Raw genomic sequence first — 25,349 nt, 5'->3', positions numbered from 1 at the left:
TGCATTAATTTTCCGAAAACTATATAATAAGTAATTATCGGGAGGAGGCCACGACCATGGAAAAACGAAATGTACGATTTCATGTTAATTTCATATGGTTCGTGACCAGCCATTAGTCTATTAGACTTTTTATAAAGATAATTATCGTAGGGGTCACGTATATACGTGGCCTTTTTACGTTTCCTAAGCATACGTCACGTACGTATGCTTTTTTCGTGCCTGCGCTTTTCTAGGTGTCTAGCTCCGAGGGACAGACCTTCGCGGCATAAGCAATCCATCTCCGTGAAGAAAGATCTCTTCACTGCGGTATCCTGCTTATGCGTGTCAGGTCTAACCGTCACTCTACGCTTTTCCTTAGTGTCTAGCGGCTATGACCGCCGCTTTACATAAATAAATCATTACAGAGGTTGTTCAAAAAGTCACCAAATGATAAACGGCGAATTTCTTCGTTGCTCGGTTTTTCCGGTCCTCACGTATGAAAGGCATACGGCTTGCGGTCCTCAAAACTTTCGCGCCTCGAACTTCTTGTTTCTAATTTGGCGACTTTTGGAACACTCACTTACAGGAGGTATTTATGAAATGAGTAACAAATGGACTTGTAAAGAATGGAACGAAGATTGGAAAGAAAGCGGTTAGCTTGTGAACAAATGAGAGGGTGATAAGTATGTTTAGTGTGCTAGTGAAATTACGTTGGTTTTTTAAGCAATATTGGAAGCGATACACATTTGCCATTGTTGCATTAATTATTGTAAGTGCGATTGATTTAATCCCACCTAAGTTGGTTGGAATGGCTATTGATGAAATTCAGTTTAATACATTAACGATGGAGCACTTAATTGATGTGCTGCTTTTATATGGCGGTTTAATTATTGCCAGCTATACGATTTCGTATTTGTGGGATTATACATTATTCAGCGGAGCTATGATTATGGAGCGCAGTATGAGATCAAGGCTCATGAATCACTTTCTCAAAATGACGCCTACTTTTTTTCAGCGTAATAAGACTGGCGATTTGATGGCAAGGGCAACGAATGATCTCAAGGCTCTTACCATGACGGCAGGCTTCGGAATCTTGACATTAGTTGATTCCACCATTTTTATGATTCTAATTATTGCGGTGATGGGGTTTACCATTAGCTTTAAATTAACTCTGGCGGCGCTGCTTCCGCTTCCGATTATGGCGTTTGTTATGAATAAGTATGGTGGAGTGATTCATACCAGGTTTATGGAGGCTCAAGAGGCCTTTGGTGATTTAAATAATAATGTTTTGGAATCCGTAAGAGGTGTACGGGTCATCAGGGCTTTTGTTCAAGAAAAGCAGGATGAACAAAGGTTTCAAAATATGACCGAAGAGGTGTACGACAAGAATGTCGAGGTAGCGAAGGTGGATGCTTTGTTTGAGCCTACAATAACGGTTCTTGTAGGATTCTCCTATACGATAGGGCTTGGGTATGGGGCGTCCTTAGTTTTCCACAATGTGATTACCTTAGGTGAAATGGTCTCCTTTAATGTTTATTTAGGGATGTTAATCTGGCCGATGTTTGCAGTAGGTGAACTGATTAATGTGATGCAGCGAGGTAATGCGTCACTTGATCGTGTAAACGAGACATTAGGTTACAAGCCAGATGTTTTGTCTCCTGCAAAACCGAGAAGGCTCGATCACCCTCACACAGTCGAATTTAAGGATGTTGATTTCCAGTATCCGGGTGCGGAAGCAAAGGGATTAAGTGAGTTAACGGTTTCGATTAAACGAGGAGAAACGGTGGGGGTTGTCGGGAAGACAGGGGCAGGGAAAACAACCCTGTTCAGACAGCTTCTCCGTGAGTATCCTGGGCTAAAAGGTTCGTTACAAATTAACGGAGTAAATATCCAAGACCTGGACTTAGAAACGACGCGCTCCTGGATTGGCTACGTCCCCCAAGAGCAAATTTTATTTTCAAAAACGGTTCGAGAGAATATTCAATTTGGTAAAAAGGATGCAACAGACGAGGAAATTTACCGAGTGATGAAGTTAGCTTATTTTCTTGAAGATATGAAAATTTTACCAAAAGGCTTAGATACAATGGTTGGCGAAAGTGGTGTCACGCTTTCTGGCGGTCAGAAACAGAGAGTTGCCATTGCGCGAGCTTTTATTATGGATCCGGAAATTCTTATGCTGGATGATGCCATGTCTGCCGTCGATGGTAAGACGGAAGCGGAAATTATTAAACATCTAAGAAAGGAACGAGAAGGTAAAACGACATTGATTGCTGCCCACCGATTATCTGCTGTGACGCATGCGGATCATATTCTTGTCCTTGAAGAAGGGCGAATTATCGAGCAAGGCACACATGCTCAACTGATGAAACAAAAAGGTTGGTATCAAACACAGTACGACCATCAACAGTTAGGGGAACAGGAGGTGGGAGAATGAAGAAGCCTTCAACGGAACGTAGATTATTAAATTTTGCTTTATTGTATAAAAAAAGCATTTTAATCGGTCTCGTCTGTTTGATCATCGCTGTTGCGCTAGAACTAACTGGTCCTTTCATTGCAAAACGATTGATAGATGAGCATATTGTCGGCATCGAAGATCAATGGCATGAGGTAGAAGAGAGTGATGCTTACACGGTTTCCTATCATGGTGAACTATATAAACGTGCGGATCGAGTCCAAGAAGATGATGAAATTACAGATACAGCGACCATTTTACAAGTAGGCAGAAATTATGTTTTTGTAAATGAATCCGTTTCACTTACAGGGACTCGAAGCTTTGAGAATCGAATGATCACCATTGATACAAACAGCGCAACGACTCAGGCAGAAGCACAGAAACTATCATTAAATGAGTTATACCGTTTCTTTCAGCCTGAGCAGCGATCGATCTATTGGCTGCTTGCTATCTATCTTGGCCTATTATTGATTGCTGCCGTTTTTCAATTTGTGCACACGTTCATTTTACAAAAAACGTCCAATCGAATTATTAAGAAGATGAGAGACGATGTGTTTGCCCATATTCAGCGGCTGCCAGTCAATTATTTTATTGATCAGCCGGCAGGGAAAATTGTGGCACGGGTAACCAATGATACGGAGGCGATACGGGAACTGTATGTGAAAGTACTGGCTACCTTTGTCACAAGTATCTTTTATATGGCAGGGATTTATGTTGCCCTATTTCTACTTGATGCGAAACTTGCTCTCATGTGTTTATTGCTCATCCCGATCATTGCGGGATGGATGAAGTTATATAAGCATTTTGGCGGGAAATATAATACTGTCGTCCGTTCTACGGTCAGTGATATGAATGGAAATATTAATGAAGCGATTCAGGGGATGTCGATTATTCAAGCTTTTCGTCAAGAGAAACAGACATCCCATGAATTTGAGGATTTAAATTCGAAGCACTTTAATTACGAACGAAAGCTTGTCCGTCTTAGTGCTTTAACTTCATTTAATTTAGTAAATGTGCTCAGAAATCTCGCTTTTGTCGGATTCATTTGGTATTTTGGGTCTTCATCAATTGGTGCAGAGGGCATTGTAACAGCAGGTGTGCTTTATGCATTTGTTGATTACTTGAACCGCCTGTTTCAACCTGTGACGGATCTTGTTAATCAACTGCCGCAGCTTGAACAGGCAAGGGTGTCTGCAGGGCGTGTCTTCTCCATGCTGGACGAAACAGGAGAGGAGCAGAATCATCAGATAATATCTCGTTATCGAGGACATATTGCATTCAAGAATGTAACTTTTGCCTATTTAAAAGATGAGAATGTGCTTAAAGACATTAATTTTGAGGTTAAATCAGGACAGACTGCGGCTTTTGTTGGGCATACAGGGTCAGGAAAAAGCTCGATTATGAATCTGCTTTTTCGTTTTTATGATCCTCAATCCGGCGAGATTACGATAGATGGCCGTTCCACGAAAGAGTGGTCCAGGCAACAGGTTCGCAGTCATATGGGGATTGTACTTCAAGATCCATTCATATTCTCAGGAACAATTTTGTCGAATGTAACGATGAATGATGAAAAAATTTCCCGGGAAATGGCTATCAACGCCTTAAAAGCTGTCGGAGCGGATCGGTTAATCGAAAAATTACCAGGTCAATATGATGCTGCAGTGAAAGAAAAGGGAGATTCTCTATCTATGGGAGAACGTCAGCTGATATCCTTTGCTAGGGCCCTTGCTTTTGATCCTGCTATCTTAATTTTAGATGAAGCGACAGCAAATATTGATACAGAAACAGAGCAATTGATTCAACGAGCATTAGAAGTATTAAAACAAGGCCGCACAACACTTGTGATTGCCCACCGTTTGTCAACCATTCAGCAGGCTGATCAAATCTTCGTATTAAATCATGGTACAATGGTAGAACAGGGAACACATCACGACCTCCTTGCAGAAGGTGGCCACTATTATCACATGTATAAAATGCAGCAAGGCGCTGTAAATGCGAATGTAATGTAGTTCCTATTCTAGTGGAGCATGAGGTGTGAACGTATGAAAGAGCGTGAGGATGATGACCAAAAACCTGATATCATTGATGATGATTTATATGAAGAAATAGATGATGATGAGCTGTATGAGCTCATTCAGGAAGAAAAAAGGAAGGCCTGGGAACGTGAACGTATAGAGAAAGAGGAGAGAAAATCAAAGCGTCCTTTTCCGAGATGGCTTTTCTATTTAATTGCTATTATGATGGTGACGAATATTGTTGCCGTTTTGCCGAATACGTTCTCTATCCCTGCCATCGATTTCTTGGTGACCTCGGCGAAGCTATCAACAGATGATGATATAGATCGATATCAAGAGGCAGTTGTTGTTGTCGATGCAGGACAAAGTAAGGGGACAGGATTCGCTATTGATGCTGATGGGACGATTATAACGAATCATCATGTCATAGAGGGCGAGAAGAGGATTTCGGTTGCGTTTCCAGGAAAAGGCTTGTTTGATGCTGAAGTCGTTGAAAAGTTCCCAGAAGTAGACTTAGCCGTTTTACAAGCTGAGGGTAGTGATTTCCCACATCTAACATTGGCAAATGAAACCTCGTTTGAAGAAGGGGAACCTTTTTACTTTATTGGGAATCCTCTAAGTTTCAATGGGATTGCAAACAAGGGTACGATTATTGATTATACGATTTTAGACGACTGGAGTAAGCCTGTACTAATGCTTGATGCTCCTATTTATCGAGGAAATTCAGGGAGCCCAGTTATCAATGAGGAGGGAAAAGTAATCGCCGTTGTTTTTGCGACTTTGGACGATGAGCAAGAGGGGCGTGTGGGTCTTGCCATTCCTATTGATTACTATTATGAGAAAATAAATATGGAAGAACCTCCTAAGTAATAGCGAGCCTATTACGTTAGGGGGTTTTTGTGATTCAATATTATCATTTTTTTATAGTTCAAAGGTCCTTTGAGTAGAATGAACGCACCCAATTAACAGGTTAATGGATATTGCTTAAATCTAAGTACCTATTTTTTGAAATGATTATTTAACAAAATGTAAATCGTGTGTGGTGGAATATAAGCGCGACTTTGAGTAAAATTGTCTTGCTCTGTACAATACCCAAGCATATCTGCTCATAGAATTAGTGAAATCGACTGAGTTTAATGTGGTTGATACAAAAATGTAACATAAATGAAATTTTTGTTTAAAATACACCCAAATAATTGACATTCTAAACGAAACTATTTATTAGCTGGAGGTGATGAAGGTTGATCAGAGGTCTGTTTCAAAAGAACGACACCTCCCTTGATGAACTTGTAGCAGCTGCCAAACAGGGAGACGACAATATAAAAAATGAAATTCTAAAACAGTATCAACCTTTTATCGCCAAAAGTGTCTCCGAGGTATGTAAACGATACATTGATCCAATGAAAGATGACGAATACAGCATAGGTTTACTTGCTTTTAATGAAGCTATTCATGCCTATTCTTGTGAAAAAGGTAGTTCATTCTTGTCCTTTGCAAAGCTTGTCATTAAGCGCAAAGTGATTGATTACATTCGAAATGAACAAAAACGTCTTAAAGCCGTGTCCCTTGACGAAGATTATGTTGACGATGAACAGATGGAAAACCCATCCCAAGTGAAGGCAGCTAAAGACCGCTACGTACTAGAGACAGAATCATGGTATCGCAGGGAAGAAATTCGGGAATTTCAGCTTCAGCTGCAAGAGTACAAGCTTTCTTTTGCTGAATTAACGGAAGCCTCCCCAAAACACAAGGATGCACGTGAGTCTGCTATCCAAATCGCTCACATTGTTTATGAAAACAATGAATTTCGTCAGCAGGTCTTAGAGAAAGGCCGGTTACCTATTAAAGACCTTGTACAAGAAGTAGAGGTGAGTAAGAAAACCTTAGAGCGCAACCGTAAATTCATTATTGCGATGGTCCTCATTTTATCAGGAGATTATGTTTATCTTAAAGACTATTTGAAGGGGTGGGTATGTGAGGAAAGGTATTGTCATGGAGCAGAGCAGGAAATATACGATTGTGATGACAAATGATGGCGCTTTCCACAAGGCAAAGCTTTTAAAACGAGCTGAAGTAGGGATGGAGGTTCATTTTCAACCATTATCGGAAAGACATACAGTGATCAAACCATCGCTCATGTGGCGGAGAACTAAAATTGCAGCCATTGTTGCAGCCCTACTTATTGCCTTTTTACCAGCCTATCTATGGTATGGGAATAGTACGGCCTATGCCTTTGTAAATATTGATATGAACCCAAGTGTCGAGCTTAAGCTAAATGAAGACATGCAAGTTATTAATATCGTTCCGATAAATAAGGATGCAGAGGAAATCTTATCTAAGCTTGAGAATTGGTATAAGGATCCAGCTTCAGAAGTGACTTTTGATATGATTACCTTAAGTCAAAAGTTAGGTTTTATTAACAATCAAAATCAAGTGCTCATTGGAGTTAGCTATGTAAATGAACATGATGAAGACTTCTCAGCTAAGATCGAAAGTTTTTTAGCAAATCAATCTTCAAATTTATCTGTAGCTTCTTACAATGTACCCAGTCAAATAAGGGAGCAGGCTAAAAAGGAAAAGGTTTCTGCAAATGAGTTGATGGCAGATTCAATAAGGGATGAAACGAATAGTATGAAAGTAACGATTGAAGATGAGGATAAAGCAATTATACAATCCTTTTACAATGAAACCGATTCAACAGAGGAACCGAAATCAAAGTCTAATGAACTGCCGCGAGGGCAACTGAACACAGACCCTTCGAGTGAGACATTCATCATTCCAAAAGAAAAGTTTGAAATAAATAAACCTTCTCACGTGCAAGAGAAAAAGGCAGGAAATGCGTCAACGCATAAAGAAAATAAAAGCGAGAGAGCTGATGAAAAAGCAGGGAAAAAAGTTAAACCGGATCATCCTTCACAAAAAGAAAAACCTGGTCATGGTAATGAAAATAAAGAAAAACCAAAAGAACATAAGAAAAAGGATAAACAGAAACCACCCCATAAGCCTAAGCGCGAGCATAAGAAAAATCAAAATGATAAAGTCAAACATGAGCATAAGAAGAATAAAGAGAACGACCATAGTAGCAATGGTCATAATCCCCATAAACATAAAAATAATGGAAAAGGGAATAAGGACAAAAGCAAGGGTCCGCATTAACTCGACACTTCGATTAAACGAGGTGTTTTTTTATTGTGTATTTGGTGAATATATAATGTAAAAGTACCAACAGAGGGGGAAAACAAAATGACGAAGGAATATTTAGGGGTAAAGGACGGGAAGCTGGCTCCATGTCCCCATTCTCCAAATTGTGTATCCACACAAGCAAAAAATCCTGATAAAGCAATGGAGTCTCTTCCATTCATTCAAAATGTATCATATACAAAATCAATACTAAAAGAAATTATTAATGGAAAACCACGTACAAGCATTCAATCCGAACACGATGATTATCTGCATATCATTTTTACTTCAAAATTACTTAAATTTAAAGATGATGTTGAGTTTTATTTTGACGAATACTCACGGAGGGTCCATTTTCGTTCAGCTTCAAGAGTGGGCTATTCAGACTTAGGTGTCAATCGTAAACGAATGGATAGCATTAGCCGAAAATATTTAAGCAGAATCAAAGGGGGACTATTCATGAATTATGATTATCAAATTGTTGTTATTGGCGGAGGATCAGGTGGCTTAACGGTGGCTGCGGGTGCCGCGAGCTTCGGAGCTTCCGTTGCTTTAATCGAACGTAAAAGCGAATTAGGGGGAGACTGTTTACACTATGGCTGCATGCCGTCAAAAGCCCTTATTCATGCAGCAGAAGAGGTATATCAGACTAGTCAGCTGACAAGCCTCTCAAACGAGCAATACAATCAGTTATTTACTCAAGCAATGGAAAAGGTGTCAAAGGCTGTCGCGGATGTTCAGGCACATGATTCCAAGGAACGTTTCACGGACATGGGGGTGGACATCTATGAAAATGAGGCTGAATTTATTGATGACCACACGTTACAAGTTGGCAGCCGTATGATCACCGCAAAGCGAATTGTCATCGCAACCGGTTCCTCGCCAGTTGTTCCTCCGATTGGTGGAGTGAAGGAAGTTGATTATTTAACAAATGAGTCCATTTTCTCCCTAAAGGAGCGTCCGGAATCGCTTGTTGTGATCGGGGGCGGTGTGATTGGTCTGGAATTGGCTCAAGCCATGGCTCGTTTAGGAGTAAACGTCACGATTGTCGAGGCAGGCGAACGGATTGCAGGCAAGGAAGACAAAGAGATTGCAAGTATTGCCCAAAAAATAATGGGGGAGCAGACTTCTATTTTAACAGAAGCCGAAGTTGATCGCGTTGAAACTGTTGATGGACGTGTAAGGGTGCTTTTTTCAAAGGAGGGGTCCAAGGGTAGTGTGGAAGCGGACAAGCTGCTTATTGCCGTGGGACGTCAAGCTAATATCGAGCGTTTATCATTAGATAAAGCCGGGATTGCAACTAAAGATGGGGCAATAGACGTTGACCCTTGTTTAAGAACAAGCAAGAAGCACATTTATGCTGTAGGAGACTGTAATGGATCGATGCCATTTACTCATGTTGCGGGAATGGAAGGGAAGCTAGTGGTTTCAAATGCCGTCCTAGGTTTGTCGAGAAAAGTGTCTTATGAAAAAGTTCCATGGGTCGTTTATACAGCGCCTGAAATTTACCATTTAGGCTTAACAGAGGAAGAAGCAAATGAGAAATATGGGGACCGCCTGCTGACGTTCAAAACGAAGCTTTCCGATAGTGATCGATTTATGGCCGAGCATCATACAGAAGGTCTTGTAAAAGTATTAACGACAAGCCGTGGTAAAATCGTAGGTGCTCATGCGATTGGTCCTGGAGCGGGTGAGTGGATGCAGGAAGTGGGAACGATACAGGGATTGAATAAAAAATTTCAGTCGCTATCGAATATCATTCATCCCTATCCGGCGAGAAATAATGCTGTCAGCCAGACTGCTGATTTGTATTGGCGTGAAAAGCTGTTTGACAGTAAAATTAATCAAGCAATAAGCTGGTATGTTAAGACCTTCAGGTAGTGATAGATCACCTATAATGATGGAACTCGTTCATTCATAAAGTCAGGGTTCCTCTACTTTATACAATACGAAAAGATCAAGCTAGACAGATCAATGGATTGTTCAGTACGATAAGGATACCAAGCATCTCTTGAGACTATGCAAAACAGAAAGGGACGAACATATGTCTAAACTTGATTTATCTCAATTTGAGAAAAAAATGATAGTACGGAATATGCAAGCGAACGATATTGAACAAATTTTTGAGCTGCAAAAGCTTTGTTTTCCTAATATGGAGCCATGGGAACGTGGACACCTGGAAAGTCACTTAATCCACTTTCCAGAAGGACAGTTTGTCGTCGAATATGACGGGCAGATCATTGGAAGTTGTTCAAGCTTACTTGTCAACTTTGATGAGTATGATGATAAACATACGTGGGATGATATTACAGACGAAGGGTATATTACTAATCATGATCCGGATGGCTACAACCTTTATGGGATTGAAGTCATGGTACACCCGGAATTTCGCAGAATGAAAATTGGGCGCCGTCTTTATGAAGCGAGAAAAGACTTGGCCCGTGAATTAAATTTAAAGAGTATCGTTATTGGGGGACGGATTCCGAATTATCACAAATATGAACAAGAGATGTCCCCACGTGAATATGTGGAAGAGGTTCGTAATCAAAATATTTATGATCCTGTGCTCACGTTTCAGATCATTAATGGGTTTACCGTGATGCGGATTAATCCAAACTACTTGCCAGATGATAAAATGTCGTCCAAATATGCCACATTGATGGAATGGAATAATATTGATTATAGAACGCGGACGAAACGTCATTTTAAGACGAGTCACCCTGTCAGAATTATGGTGATTCAATACATGATGAAGAATATTGATTCCTTTGAGGAGTTTAGCAGACAGTGTGAGTATTATGTAGATGTTGCCGCTGATTATGGGGCGGATTTCGCTGTTTTCCCCGAGATTTTCACGACACAGTTAATGTCATTTCTTGAGGAAAAAGTCCCTTCAAAAGCTGTTAGAAGACTGTCTGAATATACAGAGGAATATATTGAATTGTTCGAACACCTAGCTGTGAGGTACAATGTCAATATTATCGGTGGTTCCCACTTCGTTGAGGAAGATGAGCAAATTTATAACATTTCTTATTTATTTAGACGTGATGGTACGATCGAGAAACAATACAAAATTCATGTGACACCAAATGAACGGACATGGTGGGGCATTCAACCTGGTGATGCTGTCAAAGTATTCGATACCGATTGTGGGAAAATTGCCATTCAAATTTGTTACGACATTCAGTTCCCTGAGCTTGCCCGCTATGCTGCCAGTCAAGGGGCGAATATCATTTTTGTACCATTCTGTACGGATGATCGCCAGGGGTACTTACGGGTACGCTACTGTGCGCAGGCCCGCGCCATTGAAAACCAAGTGTATACGGTCATCGCAGGAACAGTCGGCAACATGACACAGGTGGAGAATATGGATATTCAGTATGCCCAGTCAGGCATCTTTACACCTTCTGATTTCGAGTTTGCGCGCGATGGCATAGTTGGCGAATGTAATCCTAATGTGGAGGCTGTCGTCGTAGGTGATGTTGATTTGGAAGTTTTACGAAGACAGAGAAAGTCTGGTACTGTCAGGCAGCTTCGTGACCGCAGACGCGATTTATTTGAGTTGAACTACCATATTGATACAGAAGTAAAACCTGATCGTACGTGAATTTATAAGAAGGCGAACCTGTTCGGGTTCGCCTTTTTTTAAGCAATGTTATAATAATAATAAGAATTTTTTTACATAAAAAGAAGGTGACTTTCGTGCATGATGCCTCATCTCAAATGGAAACATTAAAGAATATTGCTGAGTTATTAAATGAATCGACAAATAAAAGCGTGCTTGAGAATGTCCTTAGGAAGTTCATTTCCATGACTGAATTTGAAGCTGGCTGGATTTTTCTTGAAAAGGAAGAGGGGATTCAATTAGCTGCTGATATCGGCCTTCCGCCAGCACTTTCGCGTGATAATAAACGGAGGATGTGTGGGGAGGACTGCAGTTGTGTATCAAGATATAAAAGTGGCAGACTTACAAAGGCGACGAGTATCATCGCCTGTAAGAGAATTGAGCAGGCACTAGAAGAAGGGTTAGAAGGAACCGACGGCATTACGCATCATGCTACAGTGCCATTGCAAACGCCTGGAAAGTCTTTTGGTCTTTTTAATGTAGCGATGAGAAATAAATCGAGTTATTCGGAGGACTTGCATTTATTAGAATCGATTGCTCTTCAGGTGGGAACAGCTCTTGAGCGGATTGAACGGTTTGAAGCTGAAGAAGAATGGAGCCTTTTGCTCATGCAGTCACATGAACTGACAAGGAGTATTCAGGATGCTCAGGATTTACGTTCTTTAAAGCGGACCGTTGAGCGCGGATTACAGAGATTATACCCAGGGAAAAACGTACAATGGACGAATAAAGCAGTGGCTTCGTCAGCTGATTTATATGGTGTAATTAGTGATCAAGAAGCGTTTTGTGTCAGTGGACAGGCGTTTTCTAAGGCCGAGGTTGAGGTTTTTGAGCTTATTAAGAAATATATCACGGTTTCATGGAAGAGGTTAGTTCTTAGTGAAAAAGAAAAAACGATGGCCAGGAGGGAAGAGAGATCACGATTTGCTCAGGATTTACATGATTCTGTTAATCAGCTGCTCTTTTCTATTGTGCTTACTTCAAAAGCGGCCAGTCGTTTAACAGCTTCGTGCCCTATGTTAAAAGAACAGGTGGACTATATTCAGGATATTTCCTCACAGGCGCTTAAAGAAATGCGTGCATTAATTGCTGAAGAGAAAAGCGGCCGGCTTAAGGAGGGTGTGTTAACAGAATTAAGTTCTTATGCGGGAACGATCGGCCTGAAATACACTATTCATTCAGAGGGTACAGAATCAATACCTTATGCATTAGAAGAAACATTATTACGGATTGGGCAGGAAGCTTTACATAATGTATTAAAGCATGCGGGGACAGAAGAAGTACAATTAAGGTTGCAGAAGTTCCATCATCAGGTTGTTCTTATCATACGTGATTATGGGATTGGATTTGGAAATAGAGAATCAGATCTCTCATCCTTTGGCATATCAGGTATGAAAGAGAGAGCAGCATTATATGGCGGAATTCTTACGGTCACAAGTGAAAAAGGTGAAGGGACGGTAGTAAGGGTAGAAATACCATTTGAGGGGAGAAACAGGTTATGATTAACATATTAATTGCTGATGATCACCAGGTTGTTCGAAAAGGGTTAGTGTTCTTTTTTCAAACTCAGGAGGATATTGAGGTTGTTTAGGAGGCATCTAACGGGGAGGAAGCATTAGCATACCTTAACAAACATCAAGCAGATGTAGTGATTTTGGATATCCAGATGCCTAAAATGGACGGAATTGAGACAGCTAAAAGGCTGCGTGAACAATTTCCCAATGTGAAAATTGTGATGCTGACGAGTTTTTCTGATTATGATACTGTTATTCCAGCGGTTCAGGCAGGGGCAAGTGGTTATCAAATGAAGGATATCGAGCCGGATAAACTGGCTGATGTTATTAGACGGGTACATAAAGGGGAAACGATGATTGATGAGAAAGCAGCCTCACAGCTGATGACACATGTAACAGGGGCTCATCAAGACGAGGAAGAAAAGCGAATTCACGAATTAACGCGCAGAGAGAAGGATGTTTTAAAGGAAGTAATGAACGGGCACAGCAACAAGGAAATTGCAGACCGACTGTTTATAACAGAAAAAACAGTTAAAACTCACTTGTCCAATATTTTCTCGAAACTAGAAGTACACGATAGAACGCAAGCCGCCCTCTTCGGCGTCAAATACATGAAATAATTTATCACATTAAATACCACCTCAGGTCATCCATTTTATGGATGACCTGAGGTGGTAAATTTATACATAAAGGTTAGGGTATGTCGTAGTTTGAGCGTGATCGATATAGTGTAACAAGTTTTCGTGGCTTTGAAGCAATGTTACTTCATGGCCTGGGTAATGGTAGGCGTGAAGAAACGTTTCGATTTTTTTGGAAAGAAAATGATCCTGTGTCCTTACCATTAGGACGAGTAAGTCATCCCATTGTCCCCAGATCATGAAGTACAAGGCTTTATCATAATCATGATAATACATAGGTCATAAACACATCCTTCTTTACATGTGTGTTCAAAAAATTTGTCGCAAGCTGATGAGGAAAATATGGCTTCAATCACTTGACTTTTTGAACTACCTTACTAAGAAAGGATTGTTTTTATTGTCTCCATGAAGGGTAACAATGAATCAGAAAGTTCTTCTCAGATATGGAAAATTCGACAGTACTCTTTTTGGGTGTAGATTTGTTATGATGGTATATGGAAAAGATTTGCTTGGCAATGATGGAAGGAGAAATAGGTCATGACGGAAAGACACTGGCTTTGGATTAATCTTGGAGGAGTGATTGCGTTTGGTTTGTTAACTCTGATCAGCTTATGTACGGCCATAAATGGACCAGCTCAAGTGACTTTGGTGGTTATAAGTGAAATCATCGGGATACTTACATTTATTTTTGCAATACTTACCTTATTTTACATAAAAGATCGTCAACGCTGGTTTGCAATTTCGATCCTCTCCTTTATGGGAGTATGGATCGCATACGGAATTGGATATGAAATTGGCATTGACGCACAAACGAATAACAGCTGGATATGGTTTTATCTATATTATGTCGTATTTATTGCAAGCGTCGTATTACTTAGGTTCAGTTACACAAAAATAAAAGGACTCTTTAAATTAGCACCGGTATTTTTTATATTTTTTAATGCTATGCTGACTTTATACATGATAACCATTCACACATGGTATCTGCTGCCATTTAGTGAATGATAGAAGCAGGTCTTTCTAACGGAAGGCCTGCATTTCTATATGTAGTCTTGTCCGGCAAAATACACCTGTTCAATTTTTGCATATAAGTTCTCCCGCAACACATACTACGAATAAGCTTGAAAGGAGGAATACACCATGAAAATAAAAGCATTTGCGCTTGGTTTACTTGTAGCTTCATCACTTGTTGCTTGTCAAGCTGATGAAGAAGCAGGTAATGGTGATGGCAATAATGATGGTGTTCAAAATACAAACTTTGAACGTATGGCCGATGACATGAATGACCGAGGAAACAACAATAATGCTAATAATCAAGGAAATAATGATGCCAACCTAAATGGTAATAATCAAGGGAACAACAACATTGGCGGTAATGTTAATGATCAAGGAAACAACAACCGCGGAAATGGTGCTGACCAGCACAACTATGATGTTGCTGAGCAAGCGGCAAAAAGCATTGAAGGCAATGTAAAAGGCGTTAACGAAGCATATGTTTTAACAACAAACGATAATGCTTATGTTGCGACGGTCTTAGATAATCAAAATGGTGAAGCGAAACAAGAAGTAAGTGATGAACTTGAACAACAAATCACGCAAATAGTTAAGGATACAGATCAGGGGATTAACAATGTATATATATCCAGTAATCCTGACTTTGTTGATTTGACGAACAACTATGTAAGTGATGTTGACAATGGTGAACCAGTACAAGGATTCTTCCGTGAATTTGGTCAAATGGTTGACCGTGTCTTTCCAGATGCACAATCATAAATGATTAAAACAGGATTCTCTCGTTAGAGAATCCTGTTTTTTTTATTGAAGCCGTTTTTTGTCAGGGCTAAATATTCCTTAATCGCATCTTTGATCGGTTGAATCAATGCTTCCCAAAAATCTCCTAGCGATGTTTTTCCTGGATAGATCACCGATTTCATCTGTTGAGACCAATCCTTTGCCTTTTTTGAAACAACTTTTGTTCAAATTCGCACATGGCTGGCATCATAGTCAGATATTTTAAAACCATTGGTGGTTTTCATTTTTAACAGCGATAATTTTTCTTCTCCTTTGGCATTGCTTATGGCAGCATCAATCACTAAGTTTTCCGTAAATGTTGAAGCTGTTTCTGCCACTTGTGGATGTTTACTGAGAAAAAGCTGATTCTCCATGTAGGATGTAATTGTGGTAGGCATGGCCAAGTTCATGTGCAAGCGTTACTACGTTTTCGATCTTTTTCAAATTTATATGAAGTTGATTGATTTGCTGATGTAGCCTGGATAGTTGTTCTTCTATTTTCCCGGAGTGTTTAGAGTAGAGCGAATCAAGGTTCCAGTTTTCAGATATTAATTGTTTCATCCAATAACCTCCATCCATTTCGTTAAAAGTTATCGCTCTATTCAGTATAAATTAGATGCGCTCACTTTCACCCGTCTTCAGGCTGAATGATAAACCGTCTGAAGTTGGACAGTTACATCACATGTTCATGCATGTTCTCTCATATAGTAATATAGGTAAAGCTTAAGGAGGGGGCATTTTTGAAACAAGAAGATCATCGTAAGCTTGAACAGGCGATTAGTGAAATTACTGATATTGCAAAGGGATTTGGTCTTGATTTTTATCCAATGCATTACGAGGTATGCCCAGACGATATCATTTATACTTTTGGAGCTTATGGGATGCCCACGCGTTTTTCCCACTGGAGTTTTGGTAAACAATATTACAAAATGAAGCTGCAATATGATCTTGGTTTAAGTAAAATTTATGAGCTTGTGATTAACTCGAATCCTTGCTATGCGTTCTTATTAAATTCAAATAGTTTAATCCAAAATAAATTAATTGTGGCCCATGTGTTAGCACATTGCGACTTTTTCAAAAATAATGCACGTTTCCAGAATACGAAACGAGATATGGTAGAGAGTATGTCCGCAACGGCTGAACGAATTACCGCATATGAGAAAATCCACGGCAAGGAGGAAGTAGAGGCATTCTTAGATGCAGTTCTTGCGATCCAGGAACACATTGATCCATCCCTGGTAAGACCGCAATTACCATGGAGTCCTGATGAAGAAGTTGATGAGGAACAAGGAAATAAAAAGCCAAGAACGCCTTATGATGACTTATGGAAAATAGGAGAATCATCTGATCAAAAACCGAAGTTTAAGAAGAGTAAAAAGTTTCCGCCGCAGCCAGAGAAGGATTTACTTTTATTCATTGAAGAATATAGCCGTGAGCTTGATGATTGGCAGCGCGACATTCTTACCATGATGCGAGAAGAGATGCTGTATTTTTGGCCGCAGCTTGAGACGAAGATTATGAATGAAGGCTGGGCTTCTTATTGGCACGCAAGAATCTTAAGGGAAATGGACTTAACGAGTGGTGAAGTCATTGATTTTGCCAATTTAAATGCGAGTGTCGTTCAGCCATCAAAAACACAATTGAATCCATATTATCTTGGGGTGAAAATCTTCGAAGATATTGAAAGGCGATACGATAATCCTACAGAGGAAATGAAAAAACATGGGATTGAGGCGGGCTCGGGACGCGAGAAAATTTTTGAAGTGCGGGAGATTGAGTCCGATCAAAGCTTTATTCGTAACTATTTAACGAAAGAGTTGGCGAAGGAAGAGGACTTGTATTTATTTCAAAAACAAGGGCAGAAATACAAGATTACTGACAAGGACCATGAGTCGGTAAGGGATCAACTGATTACAATGCGCGTGAACGGCGGCTTTCCTTACTTGACTGTGCAAGACGGTGATTACATGAAGAGCGGTGAGCTTTATTTAAAGCATCACTTTGAAGATGTGGAGCTTGATTTGACTTATTTAGAAAAAACACTTCCTTATATTTATCAGCTATGGGGACGTCCTGTCCACATGGAAACCGTCATAGAAGGAAGAAATGTAGCCTTTAACTACGGTGGCAAGAAAGTCCAGAAGAAATACCTGTAAGGCGGAATATCCAATAAAACCCACCTCAGGTCATCCATATTATGGATGACCTGAGGTGGGTTTTATTTCCATGTGTTTTTGGGTACAATGGAGTGTATTGATGAGATTTTGTTTTTGCTTCCTATATTTTATGTTTTTTTGGTAAACTAATCGTTAAACAGTAAAAGATCTTTAGGGGGCTGAAATGATGAGTGTCTATGATTATGTATTAACCGAATCCCAATTTGTTCATAAAGATGATTTGAATTATCCATTCGAGGAAAGAGGTCTTCAATTTGGTGACGGAATATATGAAGTCATTCGAGTATACGGAGGCCAGTATTATTTGATCGAAGAACACGTCGAACGTCTTTACCGTTCAGCTGAAGCGGTCAAACTCAAGATGCCATTTACGAAGGAAGAAATGTATGAGCAGTTGAATGAGCTCTTAGAAAAGAACCAAATTCAACAAGATGCTAAAATTTATATGCAAATTACACGCGGATCGGCTCCAAGAGATCATGCTTTCCCTTTAAATGTTAAATCCAACCTGTATGCTTATGTCCAGGATCTACCGAGAAAAATTGACTTCATGGCAGACGGCGTGTCAGCGATAACTACCCCTGATGTTCGTTGGGACTGGTGTTATATTAAGAGCTTGAACCTGCTGCCGAACGTCATCGCTAAACAGGAGGCAAGCGAGCAAAGCTGCTTTGAAGCCATTTTACATAAGGATGGGGAGGTTACCGAGTGCAGCTCATCGAATGTTTACTTTGTGCGTGATGGAAAAGTGTACACACACCCGGCCAAAGAAAATATTCTTCATGGATGTGTACGAACCCGAATTGAACAGTTTTGTAAAGATGAAGACATTCCTTTTGTGGAGGAAACATTCCGTGTTGAAGATATACCCCATGCAGATGAACTGTTTTTGACCAGCAGTACAGCTGAGGTGATGCCGATTGTGAAAGTAGATGGAAACCTGATTCAAGAAGGGCAAGTGGGTCCAATCACAAGAAAAATGCAGCAAAAATACGAGCAGGATGCACAGATTAAAGAGTCTCAATCCATGTTTACTCACTTAAAGGCATAGTGATCAGGCGAGATTGATACCTATTGGAGGCATGTTATGAAGAAAATCAACTTAGAAATGAGCCAAGACCAATATGAAAAGCTGGTTGAAACAGTTTTTCTTGGTACATGGATGGTCAACTCAACACAGCTTGAACTAGATGAATCTTTTGAAGAGGTCCGTAATCTTGTTCTTTCTAAATTTAGTGAAGCAGGACTCGAGAATAAGGTAACATATGAGGAAACATTTGACGTGCACGATTTAGCGGTGGACTTTGAAAATCAGCTGCTAGAAAAGTATGTCGAGGATTATGATGAGTTTAGTTTTTGGGATAAACTTGTTGAAAAATTATCTGAAAAAGAATTGGTGAAAGAATTTGGTCCGCTCCCTGACACGTTAACGGAAGATATGATTGCAAAGCGTGTTGAATACGAAGAGGAAATCGGGAAGGAGCTAGAGGAGCGAGGAATTACAAATCTTGAACTTAAAAAGTAAGAAAAAGCGTGAACCTCTTTACGGTTCACGCTTTTTTGCGCTGATTTTTCTTCGATGTACTCCAAATGGCGGCGATCGGTCGTGCTCCCTGATAAGCTGTTTGAATAAACGGGCCCAACAATAAGGCGACAATCAATGTCCCGATCCCGACAGGAGCTCCCAGAAGAAAGCCAATCAAGGCCATACCAGATTCAGTTGCTATCCGTACAGAGCTTTTAGAGCGTTTCGTTTTTTCATTCATGATCATCATAAAGTGATCGAGTGGAATACGCGGGAAGGGTGTTCGTAAGTAAACCGCTATTCCTACAGCTGTTGCTACTAAACCGAGGGTGAAAATTCCCCACTGTGACCACCATGCTTCAAAGGTTGCCTGGTCGAGTGGGCCATAAAGAAAAATATCAAGACTCCGTCCACGAATGATGATGGGAAGCAGTGATTCAAATTGAGGACGCTTGCGTTCAAGCCAGGCATTAACTAACAGAAGGATAACGAAGGCAATGATCATTACATTTCCTACTGTAATCGGCGTGTGTCTGGATATCCCCACAGCTATACTATCACCCGGACCAACACCTAATCCCGATCTTATAATTAGGGCAAGTCCTAGGCTTGACACCACTAACCCTAAGGTATAAATAATAAACAAATAAACGTACTTCATAGTTGACACCTTCAGTCTGACTTGTACTTTTTTAATCATATACGTTGACGTGATTGTTGTAAAGGAGGTATGTTTTTGAAAAAGAATAAAGGGGAACGTGACAAAAGATGAAAAACAAGGAGGTCTATACATGCAATACGCAATTGTAACAGGAGACTCGAGAGGACTTGGAGAAGCCATTGCTGAACAGTTTTTAACAAAGTCAATTCATGTTGTTGGTGTGTCCCGACATTCGAATAGAGAACTTGCCGAGAAATACGGTGGAAGTTATACACATGTTGCTTGTGACTTAAGTGATCCTTCTCAGCTAGAGGAGGGAATCGAGCAAGTGATGAAACGAGTAACACGTGACGATCCCCACTTTATTTACCTCGTTAATAATGCCGGGGTGATTGAACCGATTGAGACTGTCGGGAATTTTCAGTCGCAGGATGTTAGTAAACATATGATGATCAACGTCACTGCACCGATGATGTTCCTCAATCATTTACTGAAAGAAGCAAATGATCAGGGCATAAAGACAGCCGCCATCAATATTACCTCGGGTGCAGCGGAACGGTCTGTTCACGGATGGAGTGTTTACAGCAGTTCTAAAGCCGCCATTAATCGATTTACTGAAACAGCAGCCCTTGAACAGGACATGGCTGGCAAGGAACACAAAATCTTTGCCTATAGCCCTGGTGTGGTAGATACAGATATGCAAAAAGAAATTCGTTCATCCAAGGAATCTGCATTTGCGGATCTTGATAAGTTTAAAGCTTTGAAAGAGAAAGGAAATCTGAACTCCCCTAGAACGGTTGCCGCTGTACTGATGGATTTATTGAACGATTTTTCCTCCATTGAAAGCGGTAAGGTATATAAGCTTTATGACTTAATTGAAAATAAGACCTGAACTCACAAGAGTTCAGGTCTTACCTTAGTACATTCCTAATGATTCATAAAAGTAATGGTGACACGATTAGCTTTTGCTTCAAGCGATACAGTTCCACCAATAGGAAAGGTAAACCTTGGTGTCGTATGTCCAAAGCTAGCCTCCGCAACAATAGGTAAGTCAGAAAACTCCCGCTTCGATGCTATGATTTGCTTCAAATCTTCCAGTTTAATTTCTGACCGCTTTTGAAAACGGCCAATCACCATGCCGCGAACGTGATTAAACTCTGGCTGATGGATCAGTGATTGTAAATCACGATCAAAGGTAGGAGCGTTTGTTAATAAATCGTCTTCAATAAATAGAATGGCCCCAGCTAATGAAGGCATATAATCCGTTCCTTGAAGAAGGTTCAGTGTACAAAGGTTACCACCAATGCTTGTTCCTTTTGCGCCACCCTCATTTATAACAACATAGCCATCATGAAGATGAAAGGAGCGGTTTTCCTGATCAATATACCATTCATCATCACTCCAGTGATCGGCGGGGCGGATGGCGACCGGATCCTGAGCCATCAGCGCTTTTTGGAAGTATTCAGCTGTATACTCTATACCCTTCTTCATGCCAAAGCTTGAAAAATGAGGTCCTGAGTAGGTGACTAACCCAGTCCTTTTATGAATAGCATGAGAAAGTGCAGTAATGTCCGAAAATCCGCACAAGATCTTTGGATGGCTGACAATCAAGTCATAATCTATATATTGGAGCAGTTGATTGCTACTATAACCGCCGATTGTTGTTAGAATGGCTCTTACGTTTGGATCTCTGAAAGCATCATGGAGGTCAGCCACTCGCTTCTCAATGGAGGCTTTCTCTGCATAGGCATGCTGACTGAATGTAACCGTAAGACCCATTTCTTTAAATCGTTGAATGGCAAGGTCACGCTGATCATGGGCAATCATAGCCATACTCTCTGCCGGGGAGATCACTCGAACTTCATCGCCTTCTTTAAGTTTTGGCGGGATCATCTCTCATCACTCACTTTCGCTGTTTTGGAATCATCTAAATGGAATAGCCGGAATTTTCAGGAATGGCCGCGATATGTAAGGATTTAGCAGCGAAAACACTAATTTGGCCGCTATTATTTAAATTTCGCCGCGGTCAGCATTTTTTACGAAAATATGGCTGCTAATAATGCTTCCCTCCGTAAATAGACTGTACTTTTAGATACTTTCATCATATAATAAAAGCAATTCAAATAGAAGGGACTGAAGTTTGAAGCAATGAAGTACTAATCCTGTTGCTTTATACGAGTATGAAGAATATGAAATTCACTCGTTCCAGAACACAGGATTAGTCTGCCTTCATTTCGAATGCCATTGCTTCGAGCACGTCCTTTGTCGTGTTTAGCTATTAGGCTTTTAAAATAGGCTTCTTTGTATCCTCTCTGGAACGAAACAGGGAGGCTTTTTAATGTCATTTATGCGTGCAATGAACGTAAATTATGCTATAGGTGATCGGACACTTTTTTCAATTGATGAGTTGACCATTCATAAAGGGGAGCGAATTGGTCTGGTAGGAAAAAATGGTCAAGGCAAAACAATGTTAATCAGATATTTATTAGGAGAGCTTGATGGGGCACATTCCTCCGTCCAATGGCAAGGGTCCGTCAGTTGGATGGAGCAGTTGAATGAAGAAGAGGTATCGCAAAAGAGTGGCGGGGAAGAAACACAAGCAAAAATCATCGAACTATTCGCTTCCAACAAAGATGTTTTGCTGCTTGATGAGCCAACAAATAACCTTGATCTGAACCACATTGATTATTTAGAACAACAGCTTCGCTCTCATCAGGGAGCATACGTTGTCATATCGCACGATCGAGCATTGCTTGACCATACGTGTACAACAATTTGGGAATTAGCTGAGGGAGAATTTAAGGTATATAACGGCAACTACACGTTTTATCATGAACAAAAACAGCTGGAGACGGCCAAGCAATATGAAGAATATGAGAAATATGTGAAGGAAAAGAAACGGTTAGAGCATCGAATTCGCAAAAAACTAGATCAATCGCAAGGGATGAGAAAGCCGCCAAAGAGAATGAGTAATTCTGAATGGCAGCTAGGGAAAAATAAAGCAGCTTCGAAACAGAAGAAAGTTGAGCGAGTAGGAAAGAATTTAGAACGAAGGTTGGAACGGTTAGAGACTGTTGATAAACCATTTGAATGGGGAAGGGTTAAGATGGATTATCATCAAGTTGAGCCGTTACATCAAACGACCATGATGACAAGTGAGAAGTTGACAGCTAGACTTTCTAACAAACCATTGTATGCCATTGAATCGTTAACCCTAAAGACAGGTTCAAAGACAGCACTTATTGGCGATAATGGCTGTGGAAAAACAACCTTAGTCAACCAAATCCTGAAGGAAGACAGAACGAAATGGGCACCTCAAGCGAAGATAGGTTACTTTCTCCAAGATTTAACCGAGCTGCCCGCAGATTCAAACATTTACAAGTACGTTAGTGACCAAAGTCCGCTCGATGAGTCAACCATTCGAATTATTCTCGCCCGCCTTCATTTTTATCGAGAGGATGTCTTTAAATCAATCGATTCACTGAGTGGAGGGGAACGAGTTAAGGTAGCTCTCGCCCGACTATTAGCAGGTGATTATAATATCCTCATTTTAGATGAGCCGACAAACCATCTTGACTTCGAAGCCCTTCAATCATTGGAAAAATTAATTGAGGATTATCCAGGAACCATTTTATTTATTACACACGATAGGAGATTTATTGAAAAAGTTGCCGACCAACTGTGGTTGATGAAAAATGAGAAAGTACGCATGTTTGAAGGGAAATGGGTCGATTGGATTAACGAGCAAAATCGCCCGGCTGTGCAAGAAGAGGATTATGATCAACTAGCCCTTGAAACAAAAATGACGGAATTAGTCAGTCGGCTAAGCATGCTTGACCATAAAGACGATAAAAAGCAATTAGAGAAGGAATATCAGGAGACGTTAACGAAATTAAATAAAATGAAGGAATAAGCAAAAAGGCGGCCGACCTGGTCGCCTTTTTGCTAAGGATTGATAAGGGGAGGGAGAATAATTGAATTTGAACACCTTTTATAAGAGTTTGCCTAAGTTAGTAACAAACCAATTAATCCTTAGAAAAATAGATAAAAATGACATAGAGGATATTTTTCATTATGGATCTAACCCATGTGTATCCCAAAAAGTAGGTTGGGATACACATCAATCTATCGAGGACACAAAGGAATTTGTGGAATTTATACTAGATGGCTATAGAGAACACAAAAAGGCGCTATGGGGTATGGAATTAAAATCCACTGGAAAACTTGTAGGCACTATTGATTTTGTAACTTTAAATTTAAAACATGGAAATGCAGAAATTGGATATGTGCTGTCAAAGGATCATTGGGGACATGGTCTTACAACAGAAGCTACAAAAAAAATAATTGATTTTGGATTTAGGGATCTACAATTAGAACGAATACAAGCTAGATGTTTTATTGAAAATATTGCTTCTCAAAGAGTGATGGAGAAGGTTGGTATGTCATTTGAAGGCATAGTACGTAAAGGGATGTTTGCTAAAGGAGAGTTTCAAGACTTAAAATTATATTCTATCTTAGCCGAGGAATTTAAACAGCAAGAAGACTTTAACTGAAACTGAGTTTTTATTGTAATTTATGTTTCTGTGATCTTTAAGAAAAGGGGTATATGATTGAACAAGAGAATTAAGATAGTCTGCCCAAAGTCTACTGTAACGAGGGCTTAACTGGATTATCTACGCAGCATGAATCTTCTGGTGAAGTTTTAAATGCTTAGTACCCGTTTGATGATGGGAAGGAGAAAAGGAGCATTATGATATTTTGGATTTTTATAGCTCTGTCAGTTGTATTAACTGCCTCTTGGGCCGCTGCAAATAATGAAAAAGAGAAAACTAAAAGGAGACGATCAGTTTGGAGTATAACTGCAATTGTTTTATTTTTGGTATGGTTGTTTACACAAAGTGGTTTTTTGTTAAATAATGGAGCTGCCAGATTAATGATGTAATGCACCAGGCTGTTCTAGATAAGGTCGCAGATCAGGAAGGTCTGTGAAGTACGGTTGTACAGCTCGGTCTTCCTGAGTTGGTCAGGATTGCGAATAAATGTATAAAGTGAAAGAAACGACACTCTTTTCTGGATTAGAAGTTCTCCTACGTTCTTTTCCTTTAATGAAGGGAGAGAAATTATGAAAGGTAAAAGAATATTGTTCTATTTGTCTGAGATCCTCATAATTTTTGGGATTTTATTTGTATATAACTATTTATCTTTGGGAAACTATGGCACCCCATTTGGAATTAATCTTGAAGAAATGGATAATAGAGTTATTATTGAAGAATATGACTGGAAAGGAAATGTTTCTAATCAATTTCAGTTAGATGAATCACGGTTAGATAATCCAAAGGAAAGTATAGTAACAGTTGAGGTATTAGAATATCAATTTAAAGGAACATTTGCCGCAGTAGTTAGTCTAGTATTAAGTTTACTATCCAGTTTTTACATTAAAGTAATTTCCGATAAATTAAACATTCCACTCCGTAGCGGACATATTTCAGCGAAATGGTCTCGGATTTTCCTCATTTTAATATTAGGTATTTACATAGCTGTATCTATAATGACTGTATTAAAATATAACGATTTAATAATTGAGAGTGAAAACTTATTAAACGAACTAGAGCCGTATTTAAGGAAATAATAAGTCATTCCACACTTTGTTAGGTAAAAGGGGACGTATCGTTGAAGTTAAAAAATAATTAGAAGATTATGTTAAAGTAGAAGGGGATTGAAATAAATGGTTAAACTGGCAGCATTTCTTCAATAAGAAAAGATCGGAAAGAAGAAAAATATCTTAATAAGCA

22 protein-coding genes and 1 pseudogene are annotated in these 25,349 nt (G+C 39.9%); 18 read left to right on the top strand and 5 right to left on the bottom strand.

Annotation, left to right across the window (positions count from 1 at the left end):
- The first annotated feature begins 664 nt into the window (after window positions 1-664).
- The 9 genes and pseudogenes from MUO15_RS07310 (at window position 665) to MUO15_RS07270 (ending at window position 13,385) form a co-directional block, all read left to right on the top strand.
- On the top strand, window positions 665-2,413 hold the full coding sequence (locus MUO15_RS07310) for an ABC transporter ATP-binding protein (protein WP_245034853.1): 1,749 nt from the start codon (window positions 665-667) through the stop codon (window positions 2,411-2,413).
- The gene (locus MUO15_RS07305) at window positions 2,410-4,440 is read left to right on the top strand and encodes an ABC transporter ATP-binding protein (RefSeq protein ID WP_245034852.1); all 2,031 of its coding nucleotides are present in this window, start codon (window positions 2,410-2,412) and stop codon (window positions 4,438-4,440) included. Before MUO15_RS07310 ends, MUO15_RS07305 begins: the two co-directional genes overlap by 4 nt.
- 33 nt (window positions 4,441-4,473) lie before the next feature.
- On the top strand, window positions 4,474-5,316 hold the full coding sequence (locus MUO15_RS07300; RefSeq protein WP_245034850.1) for a S1C family serine protease: 843 nt from the start codon (window positions 4,474-4,476) through the stop codon (window positions 5,314-5,316).
- A gap of 371 nt (window positions 5,317-5,687) precedes the next feature.
- Window positions 5,688-6,479 (top strand): RNA polymerase sigma factor SigI, encoded by a 792-nt coding sequence (sigI, locus tag MUO15_RS07295; protein WP_245034846.1) that lies wholly within the window; start codon window positions 5,688-5,690, stop codon window positions 6,477-6,479.
- A complete protein-coding gene (locus MUO15_RS07290) occupies window positions 6,421-7,602 on the top strand; it encodes an anti-sigma factor domain-containing protein (protein ID WP_245034844.1) in 1,182 nt (393 codons plus the stop codon). Before sigI ends, MUO15_RS07290 begins: the two co-directional genes overlap by 59 nt.
- Window positions 7,603-7,689: 87 nt before the next feature.
- Entirely contained in the window at window positions 7,690-9,507 is a 1,818-nt protein-coding gene (locus MUO15_RS07285) for an FAD-dependent oxidoreductase (RefSeq protein WP_245034842.1), read from the top strand.
- A 163-nt stretch (window positions 9,508-9,670) separates the two neighbouring features.
- Window positions 9,671-11,233, top strand: a complete 1,563-nt coding sequence (locus MUO15_RS07280) for a GNAT family N-acetyltransferase (RefSeq protein WP_245034838.1) — start codon at window positions 9,671-9,673, stop codon at window positions 11,231-11,233.
- Window positions 11,234-11,328: 95 nt separating this feature from the next.
- Window positions 11,329-12,753: a GAF domain-containing sensor histidine kinase gene (locus tag MUO15_RS07275; RefSeq protein ID WP_245034834.1), complete on the top strand. Its 1,425-nt coding sequence runs from the start codon at window positions 11,329-11,331 to the stop codon at window positions 12,751-12,753.
- Window positions 12,750-13,385: pseudogene (locus MUO15_RS07270) on the top strand (response regulator transcription factor). Before MUO15_RS07275 ends, MUO15_RS07270 begins: the two are co-directional and overlap by 4 nt.
- A gap of 60 nt (window positions 13,386-13,445) precedes the next feature.
- Here the strand turns inward: MUO15_RS07270 and MUO15_RS07265 are convergent.
- On the bottom strand, window positions 13,446-13,679 hold the full coding sequence (locus MUO15_RS07265; protein ID WP_245034829.1) for a YhdB family protein: 234 nt from the start codon (window positions 13,677-13,679) through the stop codon (window positions 13,446-13,448).
- 261 nt (window positions 13,680-13,940) lie between these two features.
- Between MUO15_RS07265 and MUO15_RS07260 the strand changes: the two genes are divergently transcribed.
- A complete protein-coding gene (locus MUO15_RS07260) occupies window positions 13,941-14,408 on the top strand; it encodes a hypothetical protein (RefSeq protein WP_245034825.1) in 468 nt (155 codons plus the stop codon).
- 135 nt (window positions 14,409-14,543) lie between these two features.
- Complete coding sequence (locus MUO15_RS07255; RefSeq protein WP_245034802.1) at window positions 14,544-15,176, top strand: YhcN/YlaJ family sporulation lipoprotein; 633 nt, start codon at window positions 14,544-14,546, stop codon at window positions 15,174-15,176.
- 203 nt (window positions 15,177-15,379) lie between these two features.
- Here the strand turns inward: MUO15_RS07255 and MUO15_RS07250 are convergent, their stop codons facing one another.
- Both MUO15_RS07250 and MUO15_RS07245 read right to left on the bottom strand, forming a co-directional pair.
- Window positions 15,380-15,532 carry a hypothetical protein gene (locus tag MUO15_RS07250; protein WP_245034800.1) on the bottom strand — a complete coding sequence of 51 codons (153 nt, stop codon included), beginning with the start codon at window positions 15,530-15,532 and terminating at the stop codon, window positions 15,380-15,382.
- 10 nt (window positions 15,533-15,542) lie between these two features.
- Window positions 15,543-15,755 (bottom strand): hypothetical protein, encoded by a 213-nt coding sequence (locus MUO15_RS07245; RefSeq protein ID WP_245034797.1) that lies wholly within the window; start codon window positions 15,753-15,755, stop codon window positions 15,543-15,545.
- 179 nt (window positions 15,756-15,934) lie between these two features.
- Between MUO15_RS07245 and MUO15_RS07240 the strand changes: the two genes are divergently transcribed.
- The 3 genes from MUO15_RS07240 to MUO15_RS07230 all read left to right on the top strand — a co-directional run bounded on the left by MUO15_RS07240 (window position 15,935) and on the right by MUO15_RS07230 (window position 18,896).
- On the top strand, window positions 15,935-17,350 hold the full coding sequence (locus MUO15_RS07240) for a SpoVR family protein (protein ID WP_245034794.1): 1,416 nt from the start codon (window positions 15,935-15,937) through the stop codon (window positions 17,348-17,350).
- A gap of 187 nt (window positions 17,351-17,537) precedes the next feature.
- Window positions 17,538-18,422 carry a D-amino-acid transaminase gene (gene dat / locus MUO15_RS07235; protein ID WP_245034790.1) on the top strand — a complete coding sequence of 295 codons (885 nt, stop codon included), beginning with the start codon at window positions 17,538-17,540 and terminating at the stop codon, window positions 18,420-18,422.
- 36 nt (window positions 18,423-18,458) lie between these two features.
- The gene (locus MUO15_RS07230) at window positions 18,459-18,896 is read left to right on the top strand and encodes a hypothetical protein (RefSeq protein ID WP_245034787.1); all 438 of its coding nucleotides are present in this window, start codon (window positions 18,459-18,461) and stop codon (window positions 18,894-18,896) included.
- A gap of 25 nt (window positions 18,897-18,921) precedes the next feature.
- Here MUO15_RS07230 and MUO15_RS07225 read toward each other — a convergent pair whose 3' ends face one another.
- The gene (locus tag MUO15_RS07225) at window positions 18,922-19,557 is read right to left on the bottom strand and encodes a YczE/YyaS/YitT family protein (RefSeq protein ID WP_245034784.1); all 636 of its coding nucleotides are present in this window, start codon (window positions 19,555-19,557) and stop codon (window positions 18,922-18,924) included.
- Between the two features lie 130 nt (window positions 19,558-19,687).
- Here MUO15_RS07225 and MUO15_RS07220 point away from each other — a divergent pair, with 130 nt between their 5' ends.
- Complete coding sequence (locus MUO15_RS07220) at window positions 19,688-20,449, top strand: (S)-benzoin forming benzil reductase (protein ID WP_245034781.1); 762 nt, start codon at window positions 19,688-19,690, stop codon at window positions 20,447-20,449.
- 35 nt (window positions 20,450-20,484) lie between these two features.
- On the opposite strand, the gene MUO15_RS07215 is transcribed toward MUO15_RS07220, so the two are convergent.
- A complete protein-coding gene (locus MUO15_RS07215; RefSeq protein WP_245034779.1) occupies window positions 20,485-21,450 on the bottom strand; it encodes a S66 family peptidase in 966 nt (321 codons plus the stop codon).
- Between the two features lie 445 nt (window positions 21,451-21,895).
- Here MUO15_RS07215 and abc-f point away from each other — a divergent pair, with 445 nt between their 5' ends.
- The 3 genes from abc-f to MUO15_RS07200 all read left to right on the top strand — a co-directional run bounded on the left by abc-f (window position 21,896) and on the right by MUO15_RS07200 (window position 25,186).
- Window positions 21,896-23,470 carry a ribosomal protection-like ABC-F family protein gene (abc-f, locus tag MUO15_RS07210; protein ID WP_245034777.1) on the top strand — a complete coding sequence of 525 codons (1,575 nt, stop codon included), beginning with the start codon at window positions 21,896-21,898 and terminating at the stop codon, window positions 23,468-23,470.
- 61 nt (window positions 23,471-23,531) lie between these two features.
- Window positions 23,532-24,110 carry a GNAT family N-acetyltransferase gene (locus MUO15_RS07205; protein ID WP_245034775.1) on the top strand — a complete coding sequence of 193 codons (579 nt, stop codon included), beginning with the start codon at window positions 23,532-23,534 and terminating at the stop codon, window positions 24,108-24,110.
- Between the two features lie 569 nt (window positions 24,111-24,679).
- Window positions 24,680-25,186 (top strand): hypothetical protein, encoded by a 507-nt coding sequence (locus MUO15_RS07200; RefSeq protein WP_245034773.1) that lies wholly within the window; start codon window positions 24,680-24,682, stop codon window positions 25,184-25,186.
- Window positions 25,187-25,349: the final 163 nt, after the last annotated feature.

Source organism: Halobacillus amylolyticus (genome assembly GCF_022921115.1).
In the GTDB taxonomy this organism is placed as follows: Bacteria; Bacillota; Bacilli; order Bacillales; family Halobacillaceae; genus Halobacillus_A; species Halobacillus_A amylolyticus.
The sequence above is the reverse complement of the archived record's forward strand: the minus strand, read 5'-3'. Positions and strand labels throughout refer to the sequence as shown.

Excerpts from the sequence above, each read along its gene's own strand:
- dat (WP_245034790.1), top strand. The coding sequence starts at position 17,538 with ATGAGTGTCTATGATTATGTATTAACCGAATCCCAATTTGTTCATAAA.
- MUO15_RS07305 (WP_245034852.1), top strand. The coding sequence starts at position 2,410 with ATGAAGAAGCCTTCAACGGAACGTAGATTATTAAATTTTGCTTTATTG.
- MUO15_RS07260 (WP_245034825.1), top strand. The coding sequence starts at position 13,941 with ATGACGGAAAGACACTGGCTTTGGATTAATCTTGGAGGAGTGATTGCG.
- MUO15_RS07200 (WP_245034773.1), top strand. The coding sequence starts at position 24,680 with ATGAAAGGTAAAAGAATATTGTTCTATTTGTCTGAGATCCTCATAATT.
- MUO15_RS07285 (WP_245034842.1), top strand. The coding sequence starts at position 7,690 with ATGACGAAGGAATATTTAGGGGTAAAGGACGGGAAGCTGGCTCCATGT.
- MUO15_RS07280 (WP_245034838.1), top strand. The coding sequence starts at position 9,671 with ATGTCTAAACTTGATTTATCTCAATTTGAGAAAAAAATGATAGTACGG.
- MUO15_RS07300 (WP_245034850.1), top strand. The coding sequence starts at position 4,474 with ATGAAAGAGCGTGAGGATGATGACCAAAAACCTGATATCATTGATGAT.
- MUO15_RS07230 (WP_245034787.1), top strand. The coding sequence starts at position 18,459 with ATGAAGAAAATCAACTTAGAAATGAGCCAAGACCAATATGAAAAGCTG.
- MUO15_RS07265 (WP_245034829.1), bottom strand. The coding sequence starts at position 13,679 with ATGTATTATCATGATTATGATAAAGCCTTGTACTTCATGATCTGGGGA.
- MUO15_RS07255 (WP_245034802.1), top strand. The coding sequence starts at position 14,544 with ATGAAAATAAAAGCATTTGCGCTTGGTTTACTTGTAGCTTCATCACTT.
- MUO15_RS07225 (WP_245034784.1), bottom strand. The coding sequence starts at position 19,557 with ATGAAGTACGTTTATTTGTTTATTATTTATACCTTAGGGTTAGTGGTG.
- MUO15_RS07220 (WP_245034781.1), top strand. The coding sequence starts at position 19,688 with ATGCAATACGCAATTGTAACAGGAGACTCGAGAGGACTTGGAGAAGCC.
- MUO15_RS07245 (WP_245034797.1), bottom strand. The coding sequence starts at position 15,755 with ATGAAACAATTAATATCTGAAAACTGGAACCTTGATTCGCTCTACTCT.
- MUO15_RS07215 (WP_245034779.1), bottom strand. The coding sequence starts at position 21,450 with ATGATCCCGCCAAAACTTAAAGAAGGCGATGAAGTTCGAGTGATCTCC.
- MUO15_RS07310 (WP_245034853.1), top strand. The coding sequence starts at position 665 with ATGTTTAGTGTGCTAGTGAAATTACGTTGGTTTTTTAAGCAATATTGG.
- abc-f (WP_245034777.1), top strand. The coding sequence starts at position 21,896 with ATGTCATTTATGCGTGCAATGAACGTAAATTATGCTATAGGTGATCGG.